Raw genomic sequence first — 22630 nt, 5'->3', positions numbered from 1 at the left:
CCCGCCTTAGGAGGCGGCTGCGAGGCGCTGTTCTTTTTTGAGTTTTTTCAATACCCGTTCGCGCTTCAGACGCGAGAGATAATCGATAAAGAGAACGCCTTCCAGATGATCCATTTCATGTTGGATGCAAACGGCCAGCATGCCTTCCGCTTCCAAAATCTGTTCAGCGCCGTGATAGTCGAGATATTTTACGCGGCATCGCGCCGGGCGTTCGACTTCGTCATAATAATCGGGAACGGACAGGCAGCCTTCTTCGTAAGGCTTCTTCTCTTCCGAAGGATCAAGTATTTCCGGATTGACAAAATAAAGCGGCGCCGGCTCTTCATCCTCGCCAGCCAGATCCATCACAATTACACGTTGTGGAACACCGATCTGGATAGCGGCGAGGCCAATTCCAGGCGCGTCGTACATGGTCTCCAGCATGTCGTCCATGAGTTCGCGCAACGCCTCATCCACCTGGCCGACAGGTTTGGAGACTTCCCGCAGGCGCGGGTCGGGCGCAGTGAGAATGGGTCGAATGGCCATAATCATCACCTATGGCTGCGTCCTGGTTGCGTCAAGGCGCCAAAAGCGGTGCAAATGCACGCGCAAGGCGAGTCCCGGCCACGGCTAAACCCTCGCTTTTTATGGGATATTCTCATAAGCTGCGCCGCAATATTGTGTTGATGTGTTGGGGAACAAACGATGCAGATGCTGACGCCCTCGGCCCAGCAAGGGGCGGACGTCCCTGAAAATGCGGCCTCAGGCGCACAAAGCGCCGCGGCGCTGGAGCCGTTTATCAGCGGTCCGGCCCCCGCCCTGTGGGCCGGCGTCGGCGCATTCATCCTCATTTTCGTACTCTTATTGATGTTGATCATTCGCGGACGCGTTGTGCGTCCGGGCCGGCGCAAGGTTAAACATACGCCGCCAAATTATTTCGAGCCCGCCGGCGAGGATGCTGATATTTCATTCGACGACCCCCAGTTTTCCGATGCCGCCAGAAGGGACGCGGACAAACGGGCAGTTCGCGAAACACCGGACGCGGACGTAACCGCCGAAGACGCCCGCATTTCTGAAGAAGAAGGCGGCGGCGATCAGGCATCTCACGCGCGGGAAAAGGCGCCGCCTGACGTTGAGCATCGCGAACCGGAAAAAAAGCGCTCCGTCTTCGCCGGGCTGTTTTCTCAGAAAACAGAACAAGTCACAGATGAAACACCGGAGGAGGAGGTTCGTATTTTCGAACCGGAAGAGACGTTTTTCGACGAAGAAGAAGATGAGCCTCATGCCGATACGGCGCAGACAGACGCCCGGCAGAGCAGCTTTACATCGCCGCCGATGAATGACGGACGCCTTTCCAGAATTGAAGACGCCGCGGAGCAAGCCCTGATCCGCGCCGATGAGGCGGAAAATCTCGCGCGGGATCTGGCGCGCGCAAACGCCGACACGGAACGAACGATCGCCCTCGGCCTTCAGGAAAACGAAGCGGCGTTAACAGCAATGAGCGACAGATTGACGGCGCTGGCGAAAGACTTTCAATCGCGGCTCGACACAGCGCCAATGCAGGCGCTTGAAATGCGTGAAGACGCGCAAGGTTTGTCGGAAGCGCATTTTGCAGAGTTTGCCGATCTTATCGGCGAACAATTCGAGAGTTTGCGCAACACGGTCAACGACGCGATCGAAAGACTTTCACGGCGTATCGATCACTTGCCGGCGGCGGCGCCGCACGCCGTCGCCTCGACGGCCGCGCGCGTTCAATTGTCCGATCTATTGAGCGACGCTTTGCCCGCGCAGAGATACCAGCTTGCGCATAAACTGTCGTCGGGCCGGACCGCAGATGCGTGCATAGATATGCCGGGGCGCCTGGCGCCAATTCCGGTTGACGCGCGATTTCCTGTGGAAGCCTTCGATGCATGGCAGCAGGCCAGACTGGACATCACTGCAAAGGAAGCAGAAACCCAGTTTCGCCGCATCATCTATCGCCACATCGCGGATTCGGCTGAAAAGCTGCTCATCAGCGGGGAGACAGCCGACTGCGCCATGATGTTTGTGCCGTCCGAGCATATCCTCTCCGAACTGCATGCGCATTTCCCGGATGTTATTCAGGAAAGCTATCGCGCGAAGTTGTGGATGGTGGCGCCAACGTCGCTGATGGCGACCTTGCATACATTGAGCGCGGTCATCTCCGGTTCGGGCCTGACCGCGCGCACGCAGAACGCCGGCGATGAAAACGTCGCCAGAGAACTGACCGCGCTCAGAGAGCGGATCACGGCGCTGGAAACGAAACGCATAACAAACGGGGCGCATGACTCCCTCGAAAAGAAAACGAAAAACCAGTTTGCGCCAACTGTCGACAGCGCTTCCCCCTCCACATCGGCGGCCGCCACAACGCCGTCGCCGCGCGAGGCAGAGCCCGCGTCGCAGGAAAAGCCGGCATTCCCCTTACGATAGCCGGGGCGCGCACAGACGGTCTGGCCGCGATGAGACGTCGCCCCCTGACTAGACAACGGTCATGCGGCTGGGTCAGGCGGCGTCATCGCGCTTATCTTCTGGCGGCGAAAGCAGATCCCGTTCGCGCATCTGGCGCGGGCCGCCCTCAATTTCAGATAGGGGTTCAATCGCGTCATCAACGCCCGGCAATTCATACTCCGCGAATTTGCGCGCGCGCGACAAGACGCGGGTTTCAAATCCGCCGATGGTTGCGTTGTATTTTTTCAATGCGCTGTCGAGGGCTTTGCCCAATCCCGCCATGTGCCCGCTCATGGTTTTCAGGCTGTCATATAGATCCTTGGCCATGGCGGCGACAGCCTGCGCGTTCTCCGTCATTTTTTCCTGGCGCCAGTTCAACGCCGCCGATTTCAGCATGGCGACGAGGACAGTTGGCGAAGCAATCAAGATCTTCCGGTCCAGCGCATCCTGATAGAGCTGGGGCCGCGCCTCGAGCGCGGCGGAAAAATAATTTTCTCCGGGTACGAACATCACCACATAGTCGAGTGAATCTTTCAGCGATGACGCATATTCTTTCGCTGACAGGCTTTTGACATGGTTCCATAAATCATTGGCGTGGCGGGCAAGATGTCCCGCGCGCGCCTCATCGGTTTCCGCCTCGATCGCGTCAAGATAGGCGCCGAGCGACACTTTGGAATCCACCGCAACAACCCGCCCGCCCGGCAGATTGACCACCATATCCGGCTGCTTGCGGCGGCCATTGTCGTCGTGGCTCGCCTGTTCGGTGAAATCCACATAGGCGCTCATGCCGGCGAACTCCACCACGTTTCGAAGCTGTTCCTCGCCCCAGCGGCCGCGGGTTTTTGGCCCCGCGCGCAGCGCCGTCGCCAGTTTTTGCGCCTCGGCGCGCACATCGTGTGTCGATTTCGCAAGATCGTGAATCTGGTTGCGCAGGGCGCCGCGCGACTCCGTTTGCTCCTTGCGCATTTCATCAAGACCTTTTTGATACAGGACCAGCGTTTCGCTGACAGGCTTCAAGAGATCGTCGAGCGCCTTGCGGCGTTTCTCGCCCTCATTTTGCGCATTTTCGCTGTAGCGCTGAAAGGTTTCGCCGGCGCGTTTCAAAAACGCTTCATTCGCGCCTTCGAGAAGTTGCGCCGTCATCGCCTTGAACTCGGTCTCCATCCGGGTTTTCAACTCGGCGAGCGCACGCTCGCGCTCCTCCAGTTTCACCGCATTCGCCGATGCTTCGGTCTGCAGGCGCTGGCGCGTCTCTCGCTCATGAGCCAGCTCATCGCGCAAGGCGTCCAGCCCGCTCGCCTGTTCCCTGGCTGACGCCAGCGCAATACGGGCGTCTTCCAGTTCATTGCGCAAACTGCGCGCCTTTTTCGACAGCCGCCGCGATTGCACGACGAAAAAGACCGCCGCAATGGCGAAAAAGATCGCCAGCCAGAAGGCCGGCGCAGAAGGTGAAAAGCCTGCCTGTTCAAAAGTTTCGTATATCATTGGCGCAATCTACGGCGATTCGGCGGCGGCGCGGTTCGCCGCTTCTCCCCAGTTGAAAACTTGCTAAGCGTTTGGCGCGAACATCGCCATCGTGCAGACCGGATGATAGAAATGAGCATGAAAAGCCTGTTGCACCGCGCAGATTTTCGCCTGACCCGGCGCCAGATGCAGCTTGGCGCAGGCGCCGTGGGCTTGTCGCTGCTTAGCGTATTCACTTTTCAAACCGTTTTTTCGGATAATCTCATCACCCCGGCGGGAACGCCCGTCGGCGGCGATTTCGCTGCTTTCTGGACGGCGGCGAACGCTATGGCCGCAGGCGAAGGCGCAGCGATTTATTATCCCGGCGTTTTCTTTGACTGGCTCCATCGGCTCGCCCCGGCTCAGGCGGATTGGCGCCTGACCTGGCAATATCCGCCTGCGTACTTTTTTGTGATCGCGTTCCTTGCGGCGCTTCCTTACGGGCTTGGTTACGCCGTCTGGACAGGCGGCGGGATCGCCGTGTTAGCGGGCGCGGCGCGCTGCAACGAGGTCAGATCCGGGGCGCTCTTGGTGATGCTGGCGGCGCCGGTTGTGTTTCACGCGGCGATCACCGGACAGACCGGGTTCTTGACCGCCAGCCTGTTCCTTGGCGCAACACTGCAGGTCCATAAAAGACCCATGCTGGCCGGGCTGTGCGCCGCCTTTCTGACCATGAAACCGCAACTGGGCCTGCTCTTGCCTGTGGCTTACGCCGCCGGCGGACATTGGCGCGCGTTTATTGCGGCGGGCGCCGGCGCGGCCGTGTTGCACGGCGCCAGCCTCGCCGTTTTCGGCCTGGATGCGTGGGAGGCTTTTTTCGACAGTTTGCGCGCCATGGATGAATATATCCGCGACGGGCTGACGCCGCTTTACAAAATGCCGACAATTTACGCCGCAGCGCTGATGGCCGGCGCGCCGCCGCTGGCCGCAGCAAGCCTGCAAGGGATCAGCGCGCTTAGCGCTGCAGCAGCGACAGCCCTGGTCTGGCGGCGAAGCGAAGATGCGGCGCTGAAAGCCGCTGTCGTTTGCTGCGGCGCATTTCTGGCGGCGCCCTACGCTTATTATTACGACTTCGCGATCATGCTCGCGCCTTTAACGCTGCTGGCGCTCAATCAGGCGCGCAAGGGCTGGCGGCCGTACGATCAATTGATGCTTGTCGCCCTGTTTCTAGCGCCGCTGGCGCTGCCCGGCGCGGCGCGGCAAACGGGGCTGAATGTCGCCGTCTTTATTCCGCTGCTCGCTTTTGCGTTCGTGCTGCGGCGGGCGCCCGCCTCAACCAACTTGACTTAAAACGGCCGGCGCGCCTTCATCGCCGCGGCGAGCGTGCCTTCGTCGAGATAGTCGAGCTCGCCGCCCACCGGCACGCCCTGGGAAAGCCGCGTTACGCTGAGCCCGGCGGGTTCAAGATGTTCGGTGAGATAATGCGCCGTAGTCTGACCATCGACGGTGGCGGGGAGCGCCAGCACAATCTCTGTGACCGTTCCCTCTTTGGCGCGGGCGATCAGGCCGCCCATGTTGAGATCGTCCGGACCGACGCCGTCCAGCGGCGAGAGCAAGCCGCCAAGCACGTGATAGCGGCCCTTGTGCGCGCCGGCGCGTTCGAGCGCCCACAGATCGCCCACATCCTGCACAACGCAGAGGACGGACGCTTCGCGCTCCTCGTCGGCGCAGACGGCGCAAGGGTCGATCGAGTCCCAGTTGCCGCAGACGGCGCAGGCCTTCACTTTATTGGCGGCGTCATCAAGGGCGAAAGCGAGCGGGCGCATCACCGGCTCGCGCTTCTTCAGAAGATAAAGCGCGGCGCGCTTGGCCGAACGCGGCCCCAGCCCCGGCATTTTCGCAAGGAGATCGATCAGGCGCTGTAACTCGGGACCGATAGACGCTGCAGGCATGGGGACGCTTTCACAAGGCAATCACAAAAGGCGTTTATGCTGCCTTCCGCCATTGGCTGGCAAGCCGTCGATTTACGCTCGCGCAGGATTGATCCGCCCGGCATTCTTACCGGCCTGCCGCAAAGGCCTTGCCGCCGCGCGCATTATCGCCAATGTTGCCGCGACATGTCTGGAATATGCAGGGGGGAGAGAACCATGACCGCAGCGCCGGAAACATCGAACGCAACGCTCGGCCGGCTCGCCGGCGGCGCCTATGTGAGCCTCGTGATTACCGGCATTTTCGCGCTCGCCTATGCGCCGAAAAAGCTGGGGCTTTATTCCGACGATCCGCAAGCCGTTTATAACGCGATCAGCGAGGCGACATTTTTTTACAGCGCGAGCGTGGTGACGGAACTTGTCTGCTATGCGCTGTTCGCAATTGTCGGCGTGTTTTTGTATCGCCTGTTCTCCTCGCGCGCGCCGTCACTGTCGCTGATCATGCTGGTGCTCGTCGCGGCAAGCGTGCCGATCTCTTACATCGCCATGGCGCAGAAGGTTGAGATTCTCGACATTATCCGCGGGTCTGGCGATTTCGCCGCGCTTGCCGCAAGCGAACGTCCGGCGGCGGTCGCAGAGATGATGAACGCTTATTCGGCCTATACGGGCATGGCGGAAATTTTCTGGGGCTTGTGGCTGATCCCCTTCGGCATGCTGGTTTTGAAAACGCGCTATATTCCGCGCCTTCTCGGCTTACTTTTAGTGCTGGGCGGACTTGGCTATATCGCCAATGATTTCGGGCCGATGCTGTTCCCCGCCTATAAGGGCACGATGGCTTACGACATCGCCTCGATGCCATCTTCTTTTGGAGAGATCGGCTCAGCGCTTTGGCTGCTTATCTTTGGCGCAAAGAAAGATGAGACCGCAGCGCGGGAAGTCTTGCGAGAACGCGGCGAGATATAGACTCAAAACTAAAACATCGCCATGGATCCCGGATCTGCGCAGCGTCATCTTCGATGCTGCAGCGCGTCCGGGATGACGATATACTATGATTTTTTCTTTATCTGATGTTCGTAAGCTTTTTTAAGCCTGTAATGCCTCCATTCTTGAATGCCAAAACCAATTGCTAGAAGTAGTGCAAAACCCATTGGAATATCATCGCGAGACTTGGCCGCATCAAGGTAGTTTAATGCGCGACCTATGCTTTCATTAACCGCAAATATATCAAGCGATGTATCCGTCGAGACTGGCTTCAAGTATTCAATGATTTGACGCGCATCATACAGTTCCTCCCTCGCTGCATTAACACCAATAACTACCGTATAATTAGAGAAAATCAGCAAAGCACAAATTATTGATGCAAAAACGTATTTTTCCATCGGCACCTCTCTGAAAGAGAATAAGGGAAGCTATGTTTTGTAGGCTAAACTAAATCTAAAACGGCAGCTTCATGCCCGGCGGAAGCGGCAGGCCTTGCGTCATTTCCTTCATGCGCGCTTGCGTTTCTTCTTCCAGTTTCGATTTCGCGTCGTTGATGGCGGCGGCGATGAGGTCCTCGAGGATTTCCGCCTCATCCTCTTTCATCAGCGAGCGCTCGATGGCGACGGCTTTCGCATAGCCCTTGCCGTTCATCACCACCTTCACCATGCCGCCGCCGGCCTCGCCCGTCGCTTCGATATCGGCGAGGCTTTCCTGCATTTCCTGCATTTTGGCCTGCATCTCGCCGGCCTGTTTCATCAGCTTGTTGATATCCATTTACGCTTTTCCTGTTTCCTTCCGCGCCGCGACGGCGGCGGCGACCGTTTCATCATCCGGATCGACCGGCGCTTCTTCTTCCGTTTCCTCCGGCGCCGGTTCCGCGATCGTTTCGCTTTCGCGGATCGCCGTCACCTCCGCGCCGGGGAAGAGTTCCAGCGCTTCGCGCACCATCGGGTGCGCCAACACATCGCGCGTGCGCGCATCGCGCAGGGTCTCGGCGCCTTTCGCCTCGGACGTCACCGTGACGACCCATTGGCGCCCGGTCCATTCCTTCAGCCGCAGGGTCAACCGGTTGGCCAAATCGCCCGGCGCGTCGTCATGCAAACGCAATTCGATACGCCCCTGGCTGAAAGAAACGATATGGACGTAGGATTCAAGCTCGGTGCGCAATTTCGCATCGCGTCTGCGCCCCGCAAGTTTCACCACATCATCAAAAGCGCGCAGCCACTCGCCGCCGCCGGGCGGGCGCTGCGACAGGGGCGGGTGAATATCGATGACATCCGCTTGCGGGCGTCCATCCGCAGGCGGATCATATGACGCGTCAACGGGCGCGCGATCGCGGTCCCGGACCGGCTGCGGCGCTGGCGCGCCCCTTACCCCGTCATCGCTCTTTTTTTTTAAGGCGCGCAGGGCCTCATCCGGGGTCGGCAGGTCGGCGGCGAAGCAAAGCCGGATCAGCGCCATTTCGCCGGCCGCCGCCGCATCCGGCGCCGTCTGCGTTTCGGAAAGGCCTTTCATCAGGAGCGACCAGGCCCTTGTCAGCGCGTTCATTTCCAGCGCGTCGGCCATGTTTTTCGCCCGCTCGGCATCGGCCTCGCCCGCGGGCCCGTGCGCGGCGGCGCCCGCCCCCGCCGCCTTGATGCGGGTGAGCAGATGCGTGAGGTCGAGAAGATCGCGGATCACCTGCGACGGCTCGGCGCCGGAATCATATTGCGCACGGAAATTATCAAGCGCGGTTTTGGCGTCGCCCTTCATCGCCGCGTCGAGCAGCGCCCAGACGGAAGACCGGTCGGCGAGACCGAGCATCTCGCGCACTTCGTCCGCTGTTACGGGCTCGCCCGCCTTGCGCCCATGCTGGACGATCGCCTGATCGAGAATCGAGAGGCCGTCGCGCACGGAGCCTTCGGCCGCGCGGGCGATCATCCACAGACCATCGCGGTCGATCTCAACCTTTTCCTTTCCCGCGATCAAGGCGAGGTGATCGGTCAGCGTTTCCGGATCGATCCGGCGCAAATCGAACCGCTGGCAGCGCGAGAGAACCGTCACCGGCAGCTTGCGGATTTCCGTCGTGGCGAAAATGAACTTCACATGCGGCGGCGGCTCTTCCAGCGTCTTCAACAGGGCGTTGAACGCCGCCGTCGAGAGCATGTGCACTTCGTCTATGATATAGACCTTGTAGCGGGCCTCGATCGGGGCGTAGCGCACGCCTTCGATCAACTCCCGGATGTCGCCGACGCCGGTGCGCGATGCGGCGTCCATTTCCATGACGTCCGGATGGCGCGACTCGGCGATGGCGCGGCAGTGCAGACCTTCCTCCGCCATTTCCATCTGCGGGCCGTTATCCTCGCCGCCTTTTTCATCTGAAGCGGGCCCCACGTAATTCAAAGCGCGGGCGAGAATGCGCGCGGTCGTGGTTTTGCCCACGCCGCGCACGCCGGTGAGGATATAGGCGTGGGCGATCCGGCCGGCGGCGAAGGCGTTTTTCAGCGTTCGCACCATAGCCCCGTGACCGATGAGATCGTCGAAATTTTGCGGACGGTATTTGCGCGCCAGCACCTGATAGGCGCCGGCGTCGTCACCCGCCGCTGTTTTTTCGCTTTCCGCCATCATTCCCTTCGGACGTTTTACCGATTATGGAGAGTGCAAGGCCGCGCCTCAACCGTCCTTTTTCAACCGGCCCATGGTTTTTGCGTCCGCCGAAGGCTCATAGCGGAAAACCTCGTCGAAGGGCTTGTCAAAAACGGCGGCGATGCGGAAAGCCGCCTCGAGCGTCGGCGAGTATTTGCCTTTCTCGATGGCGGCGATGGTCTGGCGCGTCACGCCGATGCGTTCGGCCAGCTCGCTTTGCGTCATTTCGTTCGCATGAAAGCGCAAGACGCGAATATTATTGCTGATGGGCGTTTTCGCCATAGTGCTTGCGGCTCTTACGACGATTGCCGGTAAAGTGCGATCTGCCATCCGTTTTTCACGATTTCCGACGCCGCCAGCCCGAGAAACAGGATGTTGGCGATCAGATAATGTCCCTTGATCAGCGAGAACGCCAACCCTGTTAAAGCGAAGGCGCCCAGCACGAAGCCGCCGACCCTTTCGGCCTGCATCTCAATGCGCCTGTCGCGCTCATCCTCTTGATCATCGCCGGAGCCGCCGGAAAAAATCGCCACAAGAATATGCGCGACAACCGTAATCACGATGAAGCCGATAATCGCCCCCAACATCATGCCGGTCGTGCCCGCGCCAAAGCTTTCCGCCCTGTAGAGCGACCACGCATAACCGCCGAAAATCCAGAGCATGGCGGCAAAAACGATCCATGCGCATTTTTCCTTGAAACTCATATCCCGCCTCCGTCCCATAACATTCAATAATCCTGCATGTAATATATACCATCCTCTATGTCAATATTTTTTAACATCATGTTTGAAAATTTACACGCGCGCCGCACGCTGTCCCAGAAAAATCAACAATTTAAAGAAAGTGGAAGACTGAAACGACCCGCAGCGAAAAACTCGTTACGGCTGCTTCCTTCCGGACCTGACCGGGTTGGCGAGAGCTGCGTCCGCCAGCCTTCCGGGGGTTTATATCTGCGCTCAGCTTCGTGAATGCAAGTGGGAGCTTCGTGATGCGTCGTCGCGCCGCCTTCATGTTAGGAGGCGTTACAAGGGCGCTTCACGCCAAGCGGAGGCGCTCCACGCAATCCGCTGTATTAAAGGGAGCGCACATTGAACCGAATTCTCTCTCTTCTGCCATGGGCCGGCGGGCTTTTCATATCGGTCATTTTCATCGACTCGCTGCGTTTCAAATTCACCGGACATCAAACGCCTGAACATATTTTCACAACCTTGCGCGACTGGTCAGGCATCGGGCTTTTTTATCCTGCGGGCCCCTGGATTATCGGGCTCGGCGAACTGGCGGCCTCCTTCCTGCTGATTGCAGCGCCGCTGTTTTTTCTTCTCACCCGGAAGAAAACGCTGATCGGACCGTCGCAATTTTTCGGGGCGCTCATCGCATTCGCCATTATGAGCGGCGCCATTATTTTCCATTTGTTCACGCCGCTCGGGATTTCGACGCCTGTCGAATGGAACGGCGAGACGCCGACAGCGTTTTCGCCCGCGCTGTTCTATTCCGCCTGCGCAAGCTGGGCGCTCGCCCTGACGATTATGTTCTTGCGCCGTGAAACCATGGCGGCCTTGCGCAAGGGTTCCCGCAGCGGCGCCTGACGCTTGCGCTCCGCCCTATAGAGCGGCACAACCACGCCATGAAGCCCGGCGAAAATCCGAACTGGTTCGCGAACAATCCGTTGTCGCGGATCAATATCGAAAAAGATCAGCGCGCATTTGTAAAAGCGCGGCTTGACGATCCCGGCAGTCTCCTCCTGCCCCTGTGGCGCGGCGATCCGCTGATGGCGGACGGCAAGCCCGCCTTTCTTTCGGCGGCGGCGCGGTCTGAATTTCCGAAGAATTCACCCATTGTCTTGATCGGCCATCAGGAGGGGCGCGCCTATTTCGCGATAGACGTTTCTTCGGCCGCACGGGAAGCGCAAAGCGCGCCGTTCGCAGAAATCGGCGAATATACGCCGTTGCGCATGGCGGCGGGCGTTTTGACACGCGGCGATCTTTCCATTGTCGGCCAGGCGCGCTGGTATTTCGAGTGGCGTCGGACCCATCGTTTCTGCGGCAGGTGCGGCGGCGAAACCGAGTTCGATGCGGGCGGCGTCAAAAGCCGCTGCCCCCAATGCGAGACGGACCATTTTCCGCGCATCAATCCGGTCGCGATTGTGCTCGTCCTCAACAGCGGCGCCTGCCTGCTGGGGCGCGGCCATCAGTTTCCGCCGGGTTTTGTGTCGGCGCTCGCCGGTTTTGTGGAGGCTGGAGAAACGCCTGAAGAATGCGCGCGGCGGGAAATATACGAGGAAGCGGGCGTGACGATAGACGACGTCCGCTATCTTTTCTCGCAGCCATGGCCGTTCACCTGTTCACTGATGATGGGATTCCACGCAACAACCGAAAACAGAGAAATCAATCTGGATACGGAGGAACTTGCCGAAGCAAGCTGGTACGACAAAAAAGATGTGCAGGCGGTGCTGAACGGTGAAGAACGAGACTTCAGGGCGCCGCCGAAATTCACCATCGCCCGGCAATTGATCGAGCGCTGGGCGAGAAGCTGACTATCTCTCCCGCGCCGCTTCGTATACGCCCAGAATTTTTAATGACGACGAGAAAAAACTGAGTTCTTCCAGCGCCAGCCGCACAGGCTCATGCGCCGGGTGTCCTTCAATATCGGCGTAAAACATGGTGGCCGTGAAAGCGCCGCCAAGCTGATAGCTTTCAAGCTTGGTCATGTTGACGCCGTTCGTCGCAAAACCGCCCATCGCCTTATACAGCGCCGCCGGAATATTGCGGACCTCGAAGACGAAACTCGTCACCACGGCGCCGGCGTCAGGGTCGGCGTCCTCAGGTTCAAGCGACATTTCCAGAAAGCGCGTGGTGTTGTGCGGCTCATCTTCGATATTGGCAGCGAGCACGTCCAGCCCATACTGCTTCGCCGCATGCGCAGAGGCGATGACGGCCTCATCGCCATGGCCCTGCTCAGCGAGCTGGCGCGCCGCGCCGGCGGTGTCGCCGGCCATTTCCGGTTTCAGGGCGTGGTCTTTTATGAACCGGCGGCACTGGCCAAGCGCCATAGCGTGAGAGCGCACGATCTTCACCTGATCGAGCGTCACGCCCGGACGCGCCATCAAATGATGCTCCACCGGCAGAAAATATTCCGCGATAATGTGCAGCCCCGCATCCGGCAGGAGGTGATGAATATCCGCCACCCGGCCCGCGAGCGAGTTTTCTATCGGCAGCATGGCTTTTTTGACGCGGCCGGTCCGAACGGCCTCAAAGGCGTCCTCAAATGTGGCGCACGGAAGCGGCGTCAAACCCGGCGCATAGGTCAGGCAGGCCAGCTCGGAAAAAGCGCCCGGCTCGCCCTGATATGCGATATAATCCCCGTTATCTGCCGCATCACTCATGCCGGACCTTTCATCTCCAAAAGAAGCGCGTGCGCTTATGCACGTATAAAAGCCTGAAACGCAATCACGGATGAACGCGCAACACAGCCCGCCTCGCCCGCCGGCGTGAAAGGCCGCGCCCAATGGCCGCGCCGCGAGGCGGCGGACCTGCATTGCGCCCAACCGGGAAGGCCGCTAGAAACCGGCCGACTTTAGGGATCAACGCCTGAATTGCAGGCGCTTTAACGGAAATCACCGGGGCCGGCTTCATGAATGACCCACTCTTATTCAACAAGATCGCGGCGGCTGTTCTAACGGCCCTGCTCCTTATTTTCGGCTTGCCGCAACTGACGGCCGCGATTTTCGGCGGCGGGCACCATGGCGGCGGCGGTGAGCTGCACCTGGCCTATGGCGGGGATATTCAGCTTGAGACAACGTCCGCCGCAGAAGCCGAGCCGGAAGTCGACCTTGGCACATTGCTGGCGAATGCGAGCGCCGCGGCGGGGGAGCGCCGGGCGGCGTTGTGCAAATCCTGTCATACTTTTGAGCAGGGCGGCGCGAACGGCACAGGGCCGAATCTCTGGGATATTGTCGAACGGGACGTCGCCGGCCACGCCGGGTTTAATTACTCCAATGCGCTGCAGGAATTCGGCGGGACATGGACCTATGAGCGCCTCGATAAATATCTTGAAAACTCACAAGGATACATTCCGGGCACCGCCATGGTCCAACGCTTCGCCCGCGACGATCAGCGCGCTGATATTCTGGCCTATCTGGCGACTTTGACTTCCGGCAGTCCGGTTGAGTTCCCTGAACCCGCGCCGGCGCCGCCAGCCGAAGAACCGGAGATTGCGGATGACGACGCCGAACTTGATACTGTGGAAGAAGCGCTCGAAAACGAGCCTGTAGACGATTAATGCGGTCGGCTTGCTTATAAAAGCCGGGGCCTTACACGAAAAGCCTGTCAACGAAGCCTCACGGCGGTGCCGTTGCACGAAACGAGCAGCATCGCCCCTTTTTGCGTATCGACGGCCTCATAATCGATATCGACGCCGATCACTGCGTCGGCGCCGAGTGCGGCTGCTTCCGCTTGCATGTCGGCCATGGCGTGTTCGCGCGCTTCGCGCAGTGCTTTTTGATACCCGCCTGAACGTTCGCCGATAATATCGCGAATGCCGGCGAACAAATCGCGGAATATATTGACGCCGAGAATAGCTTCGCCTGCGACAACGCCCATGCTTTCGCTGACTTCACGGCCAGGCGCGCCGTCAGTGGTCGTTACAATCATACCTCATCTCCATTTCTGTCCGATACGGCAGATAAGTGTTAAACGACGCACGGCAAGCGCGGCCGGGGGTTACTGTGCGGGATATTTCGACAGAAGCGCGCGCGCAATGGCCTCATCGGCGCCGACAGGATTGCCTGTAGCGCAGGCAATCATCGCCAGCCGCCATGCGTCCTGTCCCATGCAGGCGTAATTTTCCGCCTGCCGCGGCACCAGCGGATTTCGCGATCCCCGCAGACGATAAGCGGGCTCGAGGCAAAATTCCTTGTTGTAGGTCTGCTCTTGCGCGGCCTTATCCATCACCGGACCGAGGCGGTCATGCATGTACCGCGCCGCCTCCGGCAGCTTGCCGGTTGCGCACTTGCCGGCCTGTTCATATCCGCCTGGAAAAAATTCGGCGCCGACCTGCGCGCCGTTTTTCGTGGGATGGATGCCGTAAAGATAAAGCGAATTCGCCGCCATCCAATCATACTGTTCCCTAGTAATTGCACCGAAACTTGACCCGCCCGGATATTTCGGCGCCGCCAGCCGCCATGAATGCTTTCCCGTTTCCAGACTGTTTGCGCCGTAATTGACGAATTCGAGAAAGGCGGACAGCGTCGCCGATACGCCTTCGCGCGCCTGATCCAGCGCCGCACGCACCGCCTCGGCGGAACCGGAAAGACCGCTATGCGGCGTACCATCGTAACCGGTGTCGGTTTTTCTGCGCTCGCGCATGACATTCACCAGCAACGCTTTATCCTGGGGGGAGAGCCGGTCGATTTCCATGGCTTCGACCCAGCTCGATACGGCCTCGACATTGCCGGGAATCGCATCGAGAAGCACTTCGTACTCAATCGCCTCTTCAACGGTCTGTCCGTGTTCTAACGTACACTGACTGTATCGCACATAATCGTAATCGCGCGAATCGTCGATATTCTGTACGCCAGACGGGACGCCAAACCGCCCGCCGAGCGTATTGGAGAGAAATTGCGCAGCGCCGCTGCCGGACGCCATGCCCACACCCTGAATACCGGCCACTTCACGGGAAAATTGCCCGCGCCGCCATTTCCAGTAACCGTATTCTTTTTCCAGCGCCGGATCGGAACGGCCGGTCCGGTCAAAATGATTCCAGTAATCGCGCGCCGCTTGCTCATATGCGGCTTTAAGCTTGTCCGCGTAACCGACCATGCCGCCCAGCGCGCTGACCGCATTCGCCAGCCCTGGCGCGTATTCGCCGGTCTCCGGATCGACGAATTCCGTGTAATTGACAACGACTTCGTTCGGCGACTCGTAGTCGGAATCGATATTTATTTTCGGCAGCGCGTCGTAATGTTTGGCCGCCTCCACGCAATGAGCGGGATAGGGAGTCGGCGCCCAGTTTGCGTTAGCAGTCTGCGCGGCCGCGCTTATGGGCCATACGCAAGCCGCCGCAACGCACGCATAACCCGCCCGCGCCAGCATCCTTACCGCGCGGCCGCGTTTCCGCGAAGCGCTCAAACGAAATGAATGTCTGACGGTCATAAATCCCCCGAAGTAGGTTGGAAAAACATTGTTGCGGAAGCGCGATGATGCGGGTGTTCGACTTTGCTTATCAATGCCGCAAAGCCTGCATCAACGCCGCAAGGTTCAAAAAAGCCCGAAGCGTTTTTTCTTTTTATGTTTCTTGAAATGCGCCTTGCCTTCAGCGGAATCGAAAAACGCGCCGTAATTGTAATCTGGACGCTCTACGCGCATGGCTGTAGCGCGTAAACCCCTGATCAAATCATCGCTTGACGATGAAAAGGCGGTCGCCGCCGTAAAATCTTCCGCTTCGGACGGCAGCCGGGCGTCTGTCTGCGCCGGCTGTTTCTTGCCGCCGAACATTTTTTCTTTTTTCGTCAGGCTTTCGCGCAGGGCGGAAAAAGCCGACTCCGCCGGCGCATTGTAATTTTCCGGCAAAAATCCTTCGTCGGTTTCCGCATAATCAGTGCGGTGCGGCACCAGAATATTATCGACGCCGCGCCCGGTGAGCTTGCGCGTCGTCTCGCTGGAAAAGCCTGACCAGATCTGTTTCAAGCGCTCGCTCATGGCCTAAAGCTCCGGTTTTTCGCGCGACCATTCAAGGCCGCCATTGCGTGTAATGACGGCGACGTCAATGGGCCCGCCCACCGTTTCGACCGAATGCATTACTTTCTGCTGGAAAGAATTAAGCTTGATCAACGACGCCGCGGTCTCGCCCAGCTCTTTTCGGGGCAGCGAATTGATGGCCCGCAGGATCGGCCGCGTGTGCACCGCATACTGATAATTATCCACAGAGCGAAAAAACTCATTGAGCGCGTGGCCGAGATTGTTCTGGCTGTAGTCCCGGAAAATTGCATTTTTCTGCGCATCGCTCAGATTCGGCGTGCGCCCGACAATGTCGGAGACAAGCCCCATGGAGAGCTTCAATGTCTCCGAATAAATAAACATACGCAGATACTGATCCATGCCGGTGAGGAACGTGCGGATCATCCGGTCCTGCGCGAAGGGTTGAAACACCGGCCCCGTATCGGCGCCGATATCCGCCTGGCGGTCGCGCTTTCGTTTCAGGATGCCGAGAATAACACTCGACGCCAGATAGGAGCGCATGGAGGGAAACTTTTCCTTCGCGCCGAAACCGGCGAAGACAACGCCTGTATAATGTTCGAAAAACGCATCCTTGATGACGGCGAAAACGGCGATTTCGCGAAGCTTGGCGTTCGTGCCCTCGCTCACCGACAGGCCGGGATATTCTTGTTTCAGCGAACCGATGAGGCTTTGCATCAACTGCTCGATTTCATTGCCGTAACGGCGGCGGACCTGTTCGGCCATGCCCCGCGGGAAACACGGCAGATCGCCGCGCGGGCTATCGTCAGGGCACCGCTGATAATCGGTATGCAGCTGACCGACCACAAACTCGAATATCGATGAGGTGTGGTCCCGCACGCCCCCCTTGTGGGACTCTGCAAATTTCCTGACCTGGTGATCGAACTCTTCAGCGAGAACAGTGAACACGACAGCCACAACTTTAAAGAATTCCGTGTCCTGATGGTCTGCCGGGAAAAGGTCGGGGTTGCCGGAAATAAACTCCATGAAATCTTCAGCATACGCCGCCACCGTGTCGAGCGGCCGGCTGCGCGCCTGTTCGCGATAAAGCGAAATCACGGTTTCCCAGGGCGTCGACATGATTTCGGCGTTGTTATAGATCATCACGCCGACAGGCTGGTTTTCCACAAGCGGAAAAAGCTTGTCTACAGATTGATAGGTTTTCAGATATCGGTCGCCGGAAATAGTGACGGCGCTGTCCGCCGCCATCGCCACCGCCTGACGGTTCATCAACACGACTTCGGACGTCATCGACCCCTCGCGTTCCCCCTGCTCCGGTCCGGCCCATTAGCCGCCCGGACGCCTACACACCCCGCCGGCGCCGCTCCGAATGGCCATAATGGCGTTCGAAACGCGCCGGTCGCCATGCGAGCTTAACCCCAAAAAGCCCGCAAGGGAACAACCCGCGCCATCAACAGCGCCCAAACAGCCCAAAAATCAGGCGGTTGTCCGGTTACCGCGATTTTAAGCAAGGCCCCGAAAAAATTAGCAAAAATTTTCATCAATTTGCCCGACGCTGGTGTTTACGAAGCATGGAGGCGAGAGACATGTTTAGTATTGTCGAGTGGATTATTTTCGGGTTTATCGGTTCAAATATGGCGCTGGCGCTTGGATGCGTCTTGCAGCGCAGCGTCAATCGGCTTTCTCAAACCGTCAGGAAATAGTTCAGCTTCACGCGTAGCGGGAGGCGTTGAACTGATACGCGTCCCGCATGCCGGCGATAGCTTCCAGCTTTCGCTCAAATGCTGACCAATCGTCTTTTTCTGCAATCGGCGCCCAGATCGCTTCGACTTCATCGATCAGCATGGTGCAGGGTCCGGCGTTCTGAAAATACCGGCTTTCAAGGCGTTCGGGATTGATCGGCGTATATTGAAGCAACCGGGATTTCAGGCTGGCGAACTTTTCTTGTTGATATAGCTCAGCCACAGCGCTGTGATCCGCCCGGTCGACAGACGCCGCGCCGCAAAACCAGTCGAAAAAAACCTGCTCGTATGGCGCGCCGGTCTCCGTCATCCATTTCAGAAAATCCACAACGAATTTGAAATCATCGGCTCCCGTGCGCTTCAAGCCAAGCCGTTCGAAATAGGCGTCCGCCATGGCGGTTTCATAAAACCCTGAAAAAAGCTGCAGCGTTTTGTTCAACGCATCGACGTCCGCTTGCTGCGCCAGGGCGCCGCCCAGTTGCGCTAAATTCCAGGCCCCCGCCTCCGCCTGACGCCCAAAAGAATAAAGCCCTGTCTGGTCAAAATAAGCGGCGGTGAAGCCGGGATCGGCGGTGGGCGCAAACCGCCAAGGCCCATAGTCGAAACTTTCGCCGGTGACATTCATATTGTCGGTATTCAGGACCCCGTGAACGAACCCTGCCGCCATCCATTGCGCCACCAATCGCGCCGTATGCTGAATGACGGATGTGTAAAAGCCGATAACGTTGCTGTCGCCGGGCGTTGAAAGCGCCGGAAAATAATTTTCAATGCAGTAATCGATTAAAGCGGCGATGGCATTTTCGTTTTTTTCGAAGGCGAGCCTTTGGAAAACGCCGAAGCGCACATGCGAATGCGAAAGACGCACAAGCACAGACGATCGCGTCGGCGAGGGTTCATCCTGACGCTGCAACGCCTCGCCCGTTTCGATCAGGCTGAAGCTTTTCGAGGTATAAACGCCGAGGGCTTCGAGCATTTCCGTCGCCAGAATTTCGCGCACCCCGCCCTTCAGGGTCAGGCGCCCGTCGCCAAAGCGCGAATAGGGCGTCTGGCCGGAGCCTTTCGTCCCGAGGTCGAGAAGACGGTCCTGATCATCGCGCAGCTGGGCGTATAAAAAGCCTCTCCCATCGCCGATATCGGGATTATAGGTTCGAAACTGATGGCCGTGATATCGAATGGCCAGCGGTTGGGTAAGATTGTCCGGCAAAGGCTCGAAACGGCCGAAATGCCTGATCCACGCGTCATCACTGAGGCTCGCCAGACCAACGCGGGCCGCCCATCGCTGATTGCGATATCGCAGGATATGCTCGGGAAATTCCGCCGGCTCCACGAGATCGTAATGGGGCGCGCCATTTTCGTCGCCCAATCGAGCAAAAACCGTATCAGCGCGATAATTTTCCGCCAAGAATCTGGACCCTGTTGAAATTTTGCGTCAAAAGACGGGACTTTGCTGCGGGCGCGAAATCGCCGCAGACAGACGTCTGTAACACACAAAACGCAAGGCTGACACATGGACTCGCCCGGACTGCCCACTGCCAAGGATGTACGCGAAGCGGCCGCGCGAATCGTTGGCGGCGTCAAGCGGACGCCCCTTGTGCACGCCCGTAAACTTTCGGCGCTTACCGGCGCGGATATCTGGTTGAAGCTTGAAAATCTTCAGTATACGGGCGCGTTTAAAGAACGCGGCGCGCTGAACAAACTCATGATGATCCCGGAGCAAGACCGCAAGCGCGGCGTTATCGCTGCATCGGCTGGCAATCACGCGCAGGGGCTCGCGCGGCATGCAAAGGCGCTGGGCGTGCCGGCGACGATTGTCATGCCGGTGACGACGCCGGACGTTAAGGTGCGCCAGACACGCGAACACGGCGCGGAAGTCGTGCTGGCGGGACATGATTTTGATGAAGCGAAAGCCGCAGTCGCAATTTTGCAAAAGGAGCGGGGCCTGATTTTCGTCCACCCGTTCGACGATCCTGACGTGATAACAGGCCAGGGCACAATCGCTATTGAAATGCTTGAAGACGGTCCGGATTTTGACGCCATGGTCATTCCCATCGGCGGCGGCGGGCTGATCGCGGGCATGAGCCTCGCGGTAAGAGATATCTCGCCAAAAACCGAAATCATTGGCGTACAGGCGGCTTTGTTCCCGTCCATGATCAATGCGCTGGACGGCGGCGAACGGCCGACTGGCGGCAACACGCTGGCGGAAGGGATCGCCGTCAAAGACGCTGGCGCGCTTACGCGACAGATCGTGCAAAACAATGTCGATGATATCGTCACCGTGGATGAGCGCATTCTGGAGCGCGCGCTCTCTATGCTGATGATGGAGCAGAAACTGCTGGTTGAGGGCGCAGGCGCCGCCGGGCTGGCGGCGTTGCTCGCAGATCCTGCGCGTTTTGTCGGCAAGACCATCGGTCTCGTCCTTTGCGGCGGCAACATCGACGCGCGGCTATTATCGATGATCCTGATGCGGGATCTGGCGCGCGCAGGCAGGCTCGCGCGATTGCGGGTGCAACTTCTCGATATGCCGGGCCAATTGGTGAAAGTCGCGACAATCATCGCCAGTCAGGACGGCAATGTGATCGATGTGGGACACCACCGGACATATTCCGATTTGCCCGCGAAGATGACCTGTATGGATGTCACAATCGACACCCAGGGTCAGGACCACCTGGACCGTATCCTCAGCAATTTGAGGGAAGAAGGCTACGAAGTTGAAATCGCCGCCTACTAGAACAGCATATATCCGCCGCCAGCGGACGGCGCACAGCCATTCAGGTAATTAGATGCGGTAAGCTTGCCGCAATCGGACAACGGCCTTCCCCAGACGCGGCCTTGTGGGCGACTTAATACACGCGCCCGTTGATTATCCACAATTTCAACCTATTTTAACAACAGGCAAAAATGGGGCGAGGGCATGATCAGAAGCGAATTCCGCATCCGGTTTTTTGCAGGGCTTTTCGCTTTTGGCGCCGCCCTGCTTACGATTGCCGCCTTTGCGCAACCTCAGAATACGGACAGCCGGCAAGGCGTTCTTCTTACGCTGAACGGACCCGTTACGCCGCCAGTCGCGGAGTATCTGTCGCGAGAGATCGCTGCGGCGTCCAGCGCCGGAAAAGAAATCGTCATCATCGAGATCGATACGCCCGGCGGACTGATGGATTCGATGAAAACCATCATCAAGGCCATACTGGCGTCGGATACGCCGGTGGCGACTTATGTCTCGCCGCAGGGCGCGCGCTCCGCCAGCGCAGGGCTTTACATCATGTATTCCGCCCATGTTTCAGCCATGGCGCCGGCGACCAATACGGGCGCTGCGACCCCGGTTGAGGTTGGCGGCAGCCCCTCCAGAGAAAGCCCCTTCGACGAAGAGGATCCCGGCTTCGGTGAAGATCAGGATGATGTTGAAAACGTCGATAATCCGGAAGCAACCGAAAACGGGGCCGGGCCCGAAGCCGATGACGAAGCGCGCAACGCCGCCCCCCGAAGCGTTGAGGATAGCGACCGCACCGTTTCGCCGCCGGCATCATCAAACGACGCGTTACGCGCGAAAGTCATCAACGATTCTGTCGCTTACATCCGCGCGCTGGCTGAAGAACGCGGGCGTAACGCCGACTGGGCTGAGAGCGCTGTGCGCGACGCAGTGTCTGTGACCTCCAATGAAGCGCTAGAGCTGGGCGTCATCGATCTGATCGCAAACGATATTGACGATCTACTGCAACAGATCGACGGAAGAGCGGTTAACGTCGCTTCCGGCGAAAAAACGCTGAATACGGAAAATGTGCGCCTTGAACGCGCTGAGCCGACGCTTGTTGAAAAGATCCTGGGCTTCATTGCGGATCCGAATGTCGCCGTGATCTTAATGTCGCTGGCGACTACCGGCATCATTATCGAGATGTGGAATCCCGGTTCGATCTTTCCGGGCGTCGTCGGCGTCCTCTGTCTTTTTCTTGGTTTATATGCGTTTCAGGTCCTGCCGTTTAACTGGCTCGGACTCGCGCTCATGGGGGTCGGCGTGATGATGATCACGGTCGAGGCCTATACGCCCACTTTCGGGCTCGCCGGATTGGCCGGCATGGCGGTATTCGGATTCGGGCTCTTTATTGTGTTTCCCGAAGGGTTTCGCGTTTCGCCCTCTGTCATCGGTTCAATCCTTGTAATCCTGGGCGGTTTTCTCGCCATCGTACTTTTTGCCATCATCGGCTCGCGCAGCCACGGCCCCCTGATTGGCGGCGATGCGGTCCGGCGGCGCGAAGGCGTCGTGGACGAATGGCATGGCAATGAAGGCTGGGTGATTATCGAGGGCGAACGCTGGCGCGCGCGCTGCGACAAGCCCCTCTCCCGCGGGGACAAGGTGCGCGTGACAAGCGTAGACGGGCTGATTGTCACGGTGAAACAGGCCAAGGGCGGCGGCCTGCTGGATGTGCTCCAGCCCAAAGAGGCGTGATCCCTCATGCCCTCACTGGGAGACATGACATCGAATCCCGGCGCCTTTGTCATGGCGGCGCTGCTCGTCGGGTTTGGCGCTGTTGCGCTTGCGAAACTGTATGGTTTGATTTTCATGCGGTGGAAAACGCCTTTCCGCGTCGGCGAGGCGATGAACGTCAACCGCGCCGAGGTTGTGGAATGGTCCGGCCAGGAAGGATACGTTTCGGCCGGCGGCGAATTATGGCGCGCGCAGTCAAAGGATGCGCTGGCGCCGGGAGACGAGGTGGCTATAAGCGCCGTGAACGGATTATTACTGAAGGTAAAAAAGCAGGGCTGACGCGTTTTTAAAGGC

The 22630-nt window shown here is 58.8% G+C and carries 23 protein-coding genes and 1 other RNA gene; 9 read left to right on the top strand and 15 right to left on the bottom strand.

The features are described 5' to 3' along the window. Nucleotides 1–6: 6 nt before the first annotated feature. A complete protein-coding gene (gene def / locus ACQK2Q_RS15090; protein WP_425410570.1) occupies nt 7–525 on the bottom strand; it encodes a peptide deformylase in 519 nt (172 codons plus the stop codon). A 159-nt stretch (nt 526–684) separates the two neighbouring features. On the opposite strand from def, the gene rmuC (ACQK2Q_RS15085) reads away from it, so the two are divergent. After that, entirely contained in the window at nt 685–2427 is a 1743-nt protein-coding gene (gene rmuC / locus ACQK2Q_RS15085; protein ID WP_425410569.1) for a DNA recombination protein RmuC, read from the top strand. 72 nt (nt 2428–2499) lie between these two features. On the opposite strand, the gene rmuC (ACQK2Q_RS15080) is transcribed toward rmuC (ACQK2Q_RS15085), so the two are convergent. Continuing rightward, complete coding sequence (rmuC, locus tag ACQK2Q_RS15080; protein WP_425410568.1) at nt 2500–3930, bottom strand: DNA recombination protein RmuC; 1431 nt, start codon at nt 3928–3930, stop codon at nt 2500–2502. A 111-nt stretch (nt 3931–4041) separates the two neighbouring features. Here rmuC (ACQK2Q_RS15080) and ACQK2Q_RS15075 point away from each other — a divergent pair, with 111 nt between their 5' ends. Continuing rightward, entirely contained in the window at nt 4042–5238 is a 1197-nt protein-coding gene (locus ACQK2Q_RS15075) for a glycosyltransferase family 87 protein (RefSeq protein ID WP_425410567.1), read from the top strand. Here the strand turns inward: ACQK2Q_RS15075 and recR are convergent. Then, the gene (gene recR / locus ACQK2Q_RS15070; RefSeq protein ID WP_425410566.1) at nt 5235–5840 is read right to left on the bottom strand and encodes a recombination mediator RecR; all 606 of its coding nucleotides are present in this window, start codon (nt 5838–5840) and stop codon (nt 5235–5237) included. The two genes, ACQK2Q_RS15075 and recR, sit on opposite strands and share 4 nt — an antisense overlap. Before the next feature lie 195 nt (nt 5841–6035). Between recR and ACQK2Q_RS15065 the strand changes: the two genes are divergently transcribed. Then, complete coding sequence (locus tag ACQK2Q_RS15065) at nt 6036–6779, top strand: DUF4386 domain-containing protein (protein ID WP_425410565.1); 744 nt, start codon at nt 6036–6038, stop codon at nt 6777–6779. Between the two features lie 83 nt (nt 6780–6862). Here the strand turns inward: ACQK2Q_RS15065 and ACQK2Q_RS15060 are convergent, their stop codons facing one another. The 6 genes from ACQK2Q_RS15060 to ffs form a co-directional block, all read right to left on the bottom strand. Continuing rightward, nucleotides 6863–7195, bottom strand: coding sequence for a hypothetical protein (locus ACQK2Q_RS15060; protein ID WP_425410564.1), 333 nt, complete (start codon nt 7193–7195; stop codon nt 6863–6865). 55 nt (nt 7196–7250) lie between these two features. Further along, nucleotides 7251–7571 (bottom strand): YbaB/EbfC family nucleoid-associated protein, encoded by a 321-nt coding sequence (locus ACQK2Q_RS15055; RefSeq protein WP_425410563.1) that lies wholly within the window; start codon nt 7569–7571, stop codon nt 7251–7253. Next, nucleotides 7572–9401, bottom strand: coding sequence for a DNA polymerase III subunit gamma/tau (locus ACQK2Q_RS15050; RefSeq protein ID WP_425410562.1), 1830 nt, complete (start codon nt 9399–9401; stop codon nt 7572–7574). It lies immediately after the preceding gene. Between the two features lie 48 nt (nt 9402–9449). Next, the gene (locus ACQK2Q_RS15045) at nt 9450–9704 is read right to left on the bottom strand and encodes a helix-turn-helix transcriptional regulator (protein ID WP_425410561.1); all 255 of its coding nucleotides are present in this window, start codon (nt 9702–9704) and stop codon (nt 9450–9452) included. A gap of 14 nt (nt 9705–9718) precedes the next feature. Then, nucleotides 9719–10126, bottom strand: a complete 408-nt coding sequence (locus ACQK2Q_RS15040; protein ID WP_425410560.1) for a hypothetical protein — start codon at nt 10124–10126, stop codon at nt 9719–9721. 139 nt (nt 10127–10265) lie between these two features. Beyond that, nucleotides 10266–10359, bottom strand: an RNA gene (ffs, locus tag ACQK2Q_RS15035) — signal recognition particle sRNA small type. Nucleotides 10360–10510: 151 nt separating this feature from the next. On the opposite strand from ffs, the gene ACQK2Q_RS15030 reads away from it, so the two are divergent. Both ACQK2Q_RS15030 and nudC read left to right on the top strand, forming a co-directional pair. Further along, nucleotides 10511–11008, top strand: a complete 498-nt coding sequence (locus ACQK2Q_RS15030; RefSeq protein WP_425410559.1) for a hypothetical protein — start codon at nt 10511–10513, stop codon at nt 11006–11008. 38 nt (nt 11009–11046) lie between these two features. Then, entirely contained in the window at nt 11047–11955 is a 909-nt protein-coding gene (gene nudC / locus ACQK2Q_RS15025) for an NAD(+) diphosphatase (RefSeq protein WP_425410558.1), read from the top strand. Here nudC and ACQK2Q_RS15020 read toward each other — a convergent pair whose 3' ends face one another. Further along, nucleotides 11956–12804, bottom strand: a complete 849-nt coding sequence (locus tag ACQK2Q_RS15020) for a prephenate dehydratase (RefSeq protein WP_425410557.1) — start codon at nt 12802–12804, stop codon at nt 11956–11958. A gap of 248 nt (nt 12805–13052) precedes the next feature. On the opposite strand from ACQK2Q_RS15020, the gene ACQK2Q_RS15015 reads away from it, so the two are divergent. After that, on the top strand, nt 13053–13700 hold the full coding sequence (locus ACQK2Q_RS15015; protein ID WP_425410556.1) for a c-type cytochrome: 648 nt from the start codon (nt 13053–13055) through the stop codon (nt 13698–13700). A gap of 47 nt (nt 13701–13747) precedes the next feature. Here ACQK2Q_RS15015 and ACQK2Q_RS15010 read toward each other — a convergent pair whose 3' ends face one another. The 5 genes from ACQK2Q_RS15010 to ACQK2Q_RS14990 all read right to left on the bottom strand — a co-directional run bounded on the left by ACQK2Q_RS15010 (nt 13748) and on the right by ACQK2Q_RS14990 (nt 19258). Continuing rightward, nucleotides 13748–14071, bottom strand: coding sequence for a heavy metal-binding domain-containing protein (locus ACQK2Q_RS15010; RefSeq protein WP_425410555.1), 324 nt, complete (start codon nt 14069–14071; stop codon nt 13748–13750). A gap of 69 nt (nt 14072–14140) precedes the next feature. Next, nucleotides 14141–15571, bottom strand: coding sequence for a hypothetical protein (locus tag ACQK2Q_RS15005; RefSeq protein ID WP_425410554.1), 1431 nt, complete (start codon nt 15569–15571; stop codon nt 14141–14143). Nucleotides 15572–15676: 105 nt separating this feature from the next. Further along, nucleotides 15677–16117 carry a hypothetical protein gene (locus ACQK2Q_RS15000; RefSeq protein ID WP_425410553.1) on the bottom strand — a complete coding sequence of 147 codons (441 nt, stop codon included), beginning with the start codon at nt 16115–16117 and terminating at the stop codon, nt 15677–15679. Between the two features lie 3 nt (nt 16118–16120). Beyond that, nucleotides 16121–17404, bottom strand: coding sequence for a hypothetical protein (locus ACQK2Q_RS14995; protein WP_425410552.1), 1284 nt, complete (start codon nt 17402–17404; stop codon nt 16121–16123). Nucleotides 17405–17824: 420 nt separating this feature from the next. Beyond that, the gene (locus tag ACQK2Q_RS14990) at nt 17825–19258 is read right to left on the bottom strand and encodes a protein adenylyltransferase SelO (protein WP_425410551.1); all 1434 of its coding nucleotides are present in this window, start codon (nt 19256–19258) and stop codon (nt 17825–17827) included. 105 nt (nt 19259–19363) lie between these two features. Here ACQK2Q_RS14990 and ACQK2Q_RS14985 point away from each other — a divergent pair, with 105 nt between their 5' ends. The 3 genes from ACQK2Q_RS14985 (at nt 19364) to ACQK2Q_RS14975 (ending at nt 22615) form a co-directional block, all read left to right on the top strand. Continuing rightward, a complete protein-coding gene (locus ACQK2Q_RS14985) occupies nt 19364–20584 on the top strand; it encodes a threonine ammonia-lyase (RefSeq protein ID WP_425410550.1) in 1221 nt (406 codons plus the stop codon). Nucleotides 20585–20767: 183 nt separating this feature from the next. Then, complete coding sequence (locus ACQK2Q_RS14980; protein ID WP_425410549.1) at nt 20768–22297, top strand: NfeD family protein; 1530 nt, start codon at nt 20768–20770, stop codon at nt 22295–22297. A gap of 6 nt (nt 22298–22303) precedes the next feature. Further along, nucleotides 22304–22615 (top strand): NfeD family protein, encoded by a 312-nt coding sequence (locus ACQK2Q_RS14975; RefSeq protein ID WP_425410548.1) that lies wholly within the window; start codon nt 22304–22306, stop codon nt 22613–22615. The last annotated feature ends 15 nt before the right edge of the window (nt 22616–22630 follow it).

Origin of the sequence: Hyphococcus sp., from assembly GCF_965228385.1 — a bacterium.
Lineage (GTDB): Bacteria > Pseudomonadota > Alphaproteobacteria > Caulobacterales > Parvularculaceae > Hyphococcus.
The sequence above is the reverse complement of the archived record's forward strand: the minus strand, read 5'-3'. Positions and strand labels throughout refer to the sequence as shown.

What these genes read in the sequence shown, in the direction of transcription:
- def (WP_425410570.1), bottom strand. Translation starts at nt 525, where the DNA reads ATGGCCATTCGACCCATTCTCACTGCGCCCGACCCGCGCCTGCGGGAA.
- ACQK2Q_RS15045 (WP_425410561.1), bottom strand. Translation starts at nt 9,704, where the DNA reads ATGGCGAAAACGCCCATCAGCAATAATATTCGCGTCTTGCGCTTTCAT.
- ACQK2Q_RS15015 (WP_425410556.1), top strand. Translation starts at nt 13,053, where the DNA reads ATGAATGACCCACTCTTATTCAACAAGATCGCGGCGGCTGTTCTAACG.
- ACQK2Q_RS15050 (WP_425410562.1), bottom strand. Translation starts at nt 9,401, where the DNA reads ATGGCGGAAAGCGAAAAAACAGCGGCGGGTGACGACGCCGGCGCCTAT.
- ACQK2Q_RS15040 (WP_425410560.1), bottom strand. Translation starts at nt 10,126, where the DNA reads ATGAGTTTCAAGGAAAAATGCGCATGGATCGTTTTTGCCGCCATGCTC.
- ACQK2Q_RS14975 (WP_425410548.1), top strand. Translation starts at nt 22,304, where the DNA reads ATGCCCTCACTGGGAGACATGACATCGAATCCCGGCGCCTTTGTCATG.
- ACQK2Q_RS15065 (WP_425410565.1), top strand. Translation starts at nt 6,036, where the DNA reads ATGACCGCAGCGCCGGAAACATCGAACGCAACGCTCGGCCGGCTCGCC.
- ACQK2Q_RS15055 (WP_425410563.1), bottom strand. Translation starts at nt 7,571, where the DNA reads ATGGATATCAACAAGCTGATGAAACAGGCCGGCGAGATGCAGGCCAAA.
- ACQK2Q_RS14995 (WP_425410552.1), bottom strand. Translation starts at nt 17,404, where the DNA reads ATGACGTCCGAAGTCGTGTTGATGAACCGTCAGGCGGTGGCGATGGCG.
- nudC (WP_425410558.1), top strand. Translation starts at nt 11,047, where the DNA reads ATGAAGCCCGGCGAAAATCCGAACTGGTTCGCGAACAATCCGTTGTCG.
- ACQK2Q_RS14985 (WP_425410550.1), top strand. Translation starts at nt 19,364, where the DNA reads ATGGACTCGCCCGGACTGCCCACTGCCAAGGATGTACGCGAAGCGGCC.
- rmuC (WP_425410569.1), top strand. Translation starts at nt 685, where the DNA reads ATGCAGATGCTGACGCCCTCGGCCCAGCAAGGGGCGGACGTCCCTGAA.
- ACQK2Q_RS15020 (WP_425410557.1), bottom strand. Translation starts at nt 12,804, where the DNA reads ATGAGTGATGCGGCAGATAACGGGGATTATATCGCATATCAGGGCGAG.
- ACQK2Q_RS15000 (WP_425410553.1), bottom strand. Translation starts at nt 16,117, where the DNA reads ATGAGCGAGCGCTTGAAACAGATCTGGTCAGGCTTTTCCAGCGAGACG.
- ACQK2Q_RS14980 (WP_425410549.1), top strand. Translation starts at nt 20,768, where the DNA reads ATGATCAGAAGCGAATTCCGCATCCGGTTTTTTGCAGGGCTTTTCGCT.
- ACQK2Q_RS15005 (WP_425410554.1), bottom strand. Translation starts at nt 15,571, where the DNA reads ATGACCGTCAGACATTCATTTCGTTTGAGCGCTTCGCGGAAACGCGGC.
- ACQK2Q_RS15060 (WP_425410564.1), bottom strand. Translation starts at nt 7,195, where the DNA reads ATGGAAAAATACGTTTTTGCATCAATAATTTGTGCTTTGCTGATTTTC.
- rmuC (WP_425410568.1), bottom strand. Translation starts at nt 3,930, where the DNA reads ATGATATACGAAACTTTTGAACAGGCAGGCTTTTCACCTTCTGCGCCG.
- ACQK2Q_RS15010 (WP_425410555.1), bottom strand. Translation starts at nt 14,071, where the DNA reads ATGATTGTAACGACCACTGACGGCGCGCCTGGCCGTGAAGTCAGCGAA.
- ACQK2Q_RS15075 (WP_425410567.1), top strand. Translation starts at nt 4,042, where the DNA reads ATGAGCATGAAAAGCCTGTTGCACCGCGCAGATTTTCGCCTGACCCGG.
- recR (WP_425410566.1), bottom strand. Translation starts at nt 5,840, where the DNA reads ATGCCTGCAGCGTCTATCGGTCCCGAGTTACAGCGCCTGATCGATCTC.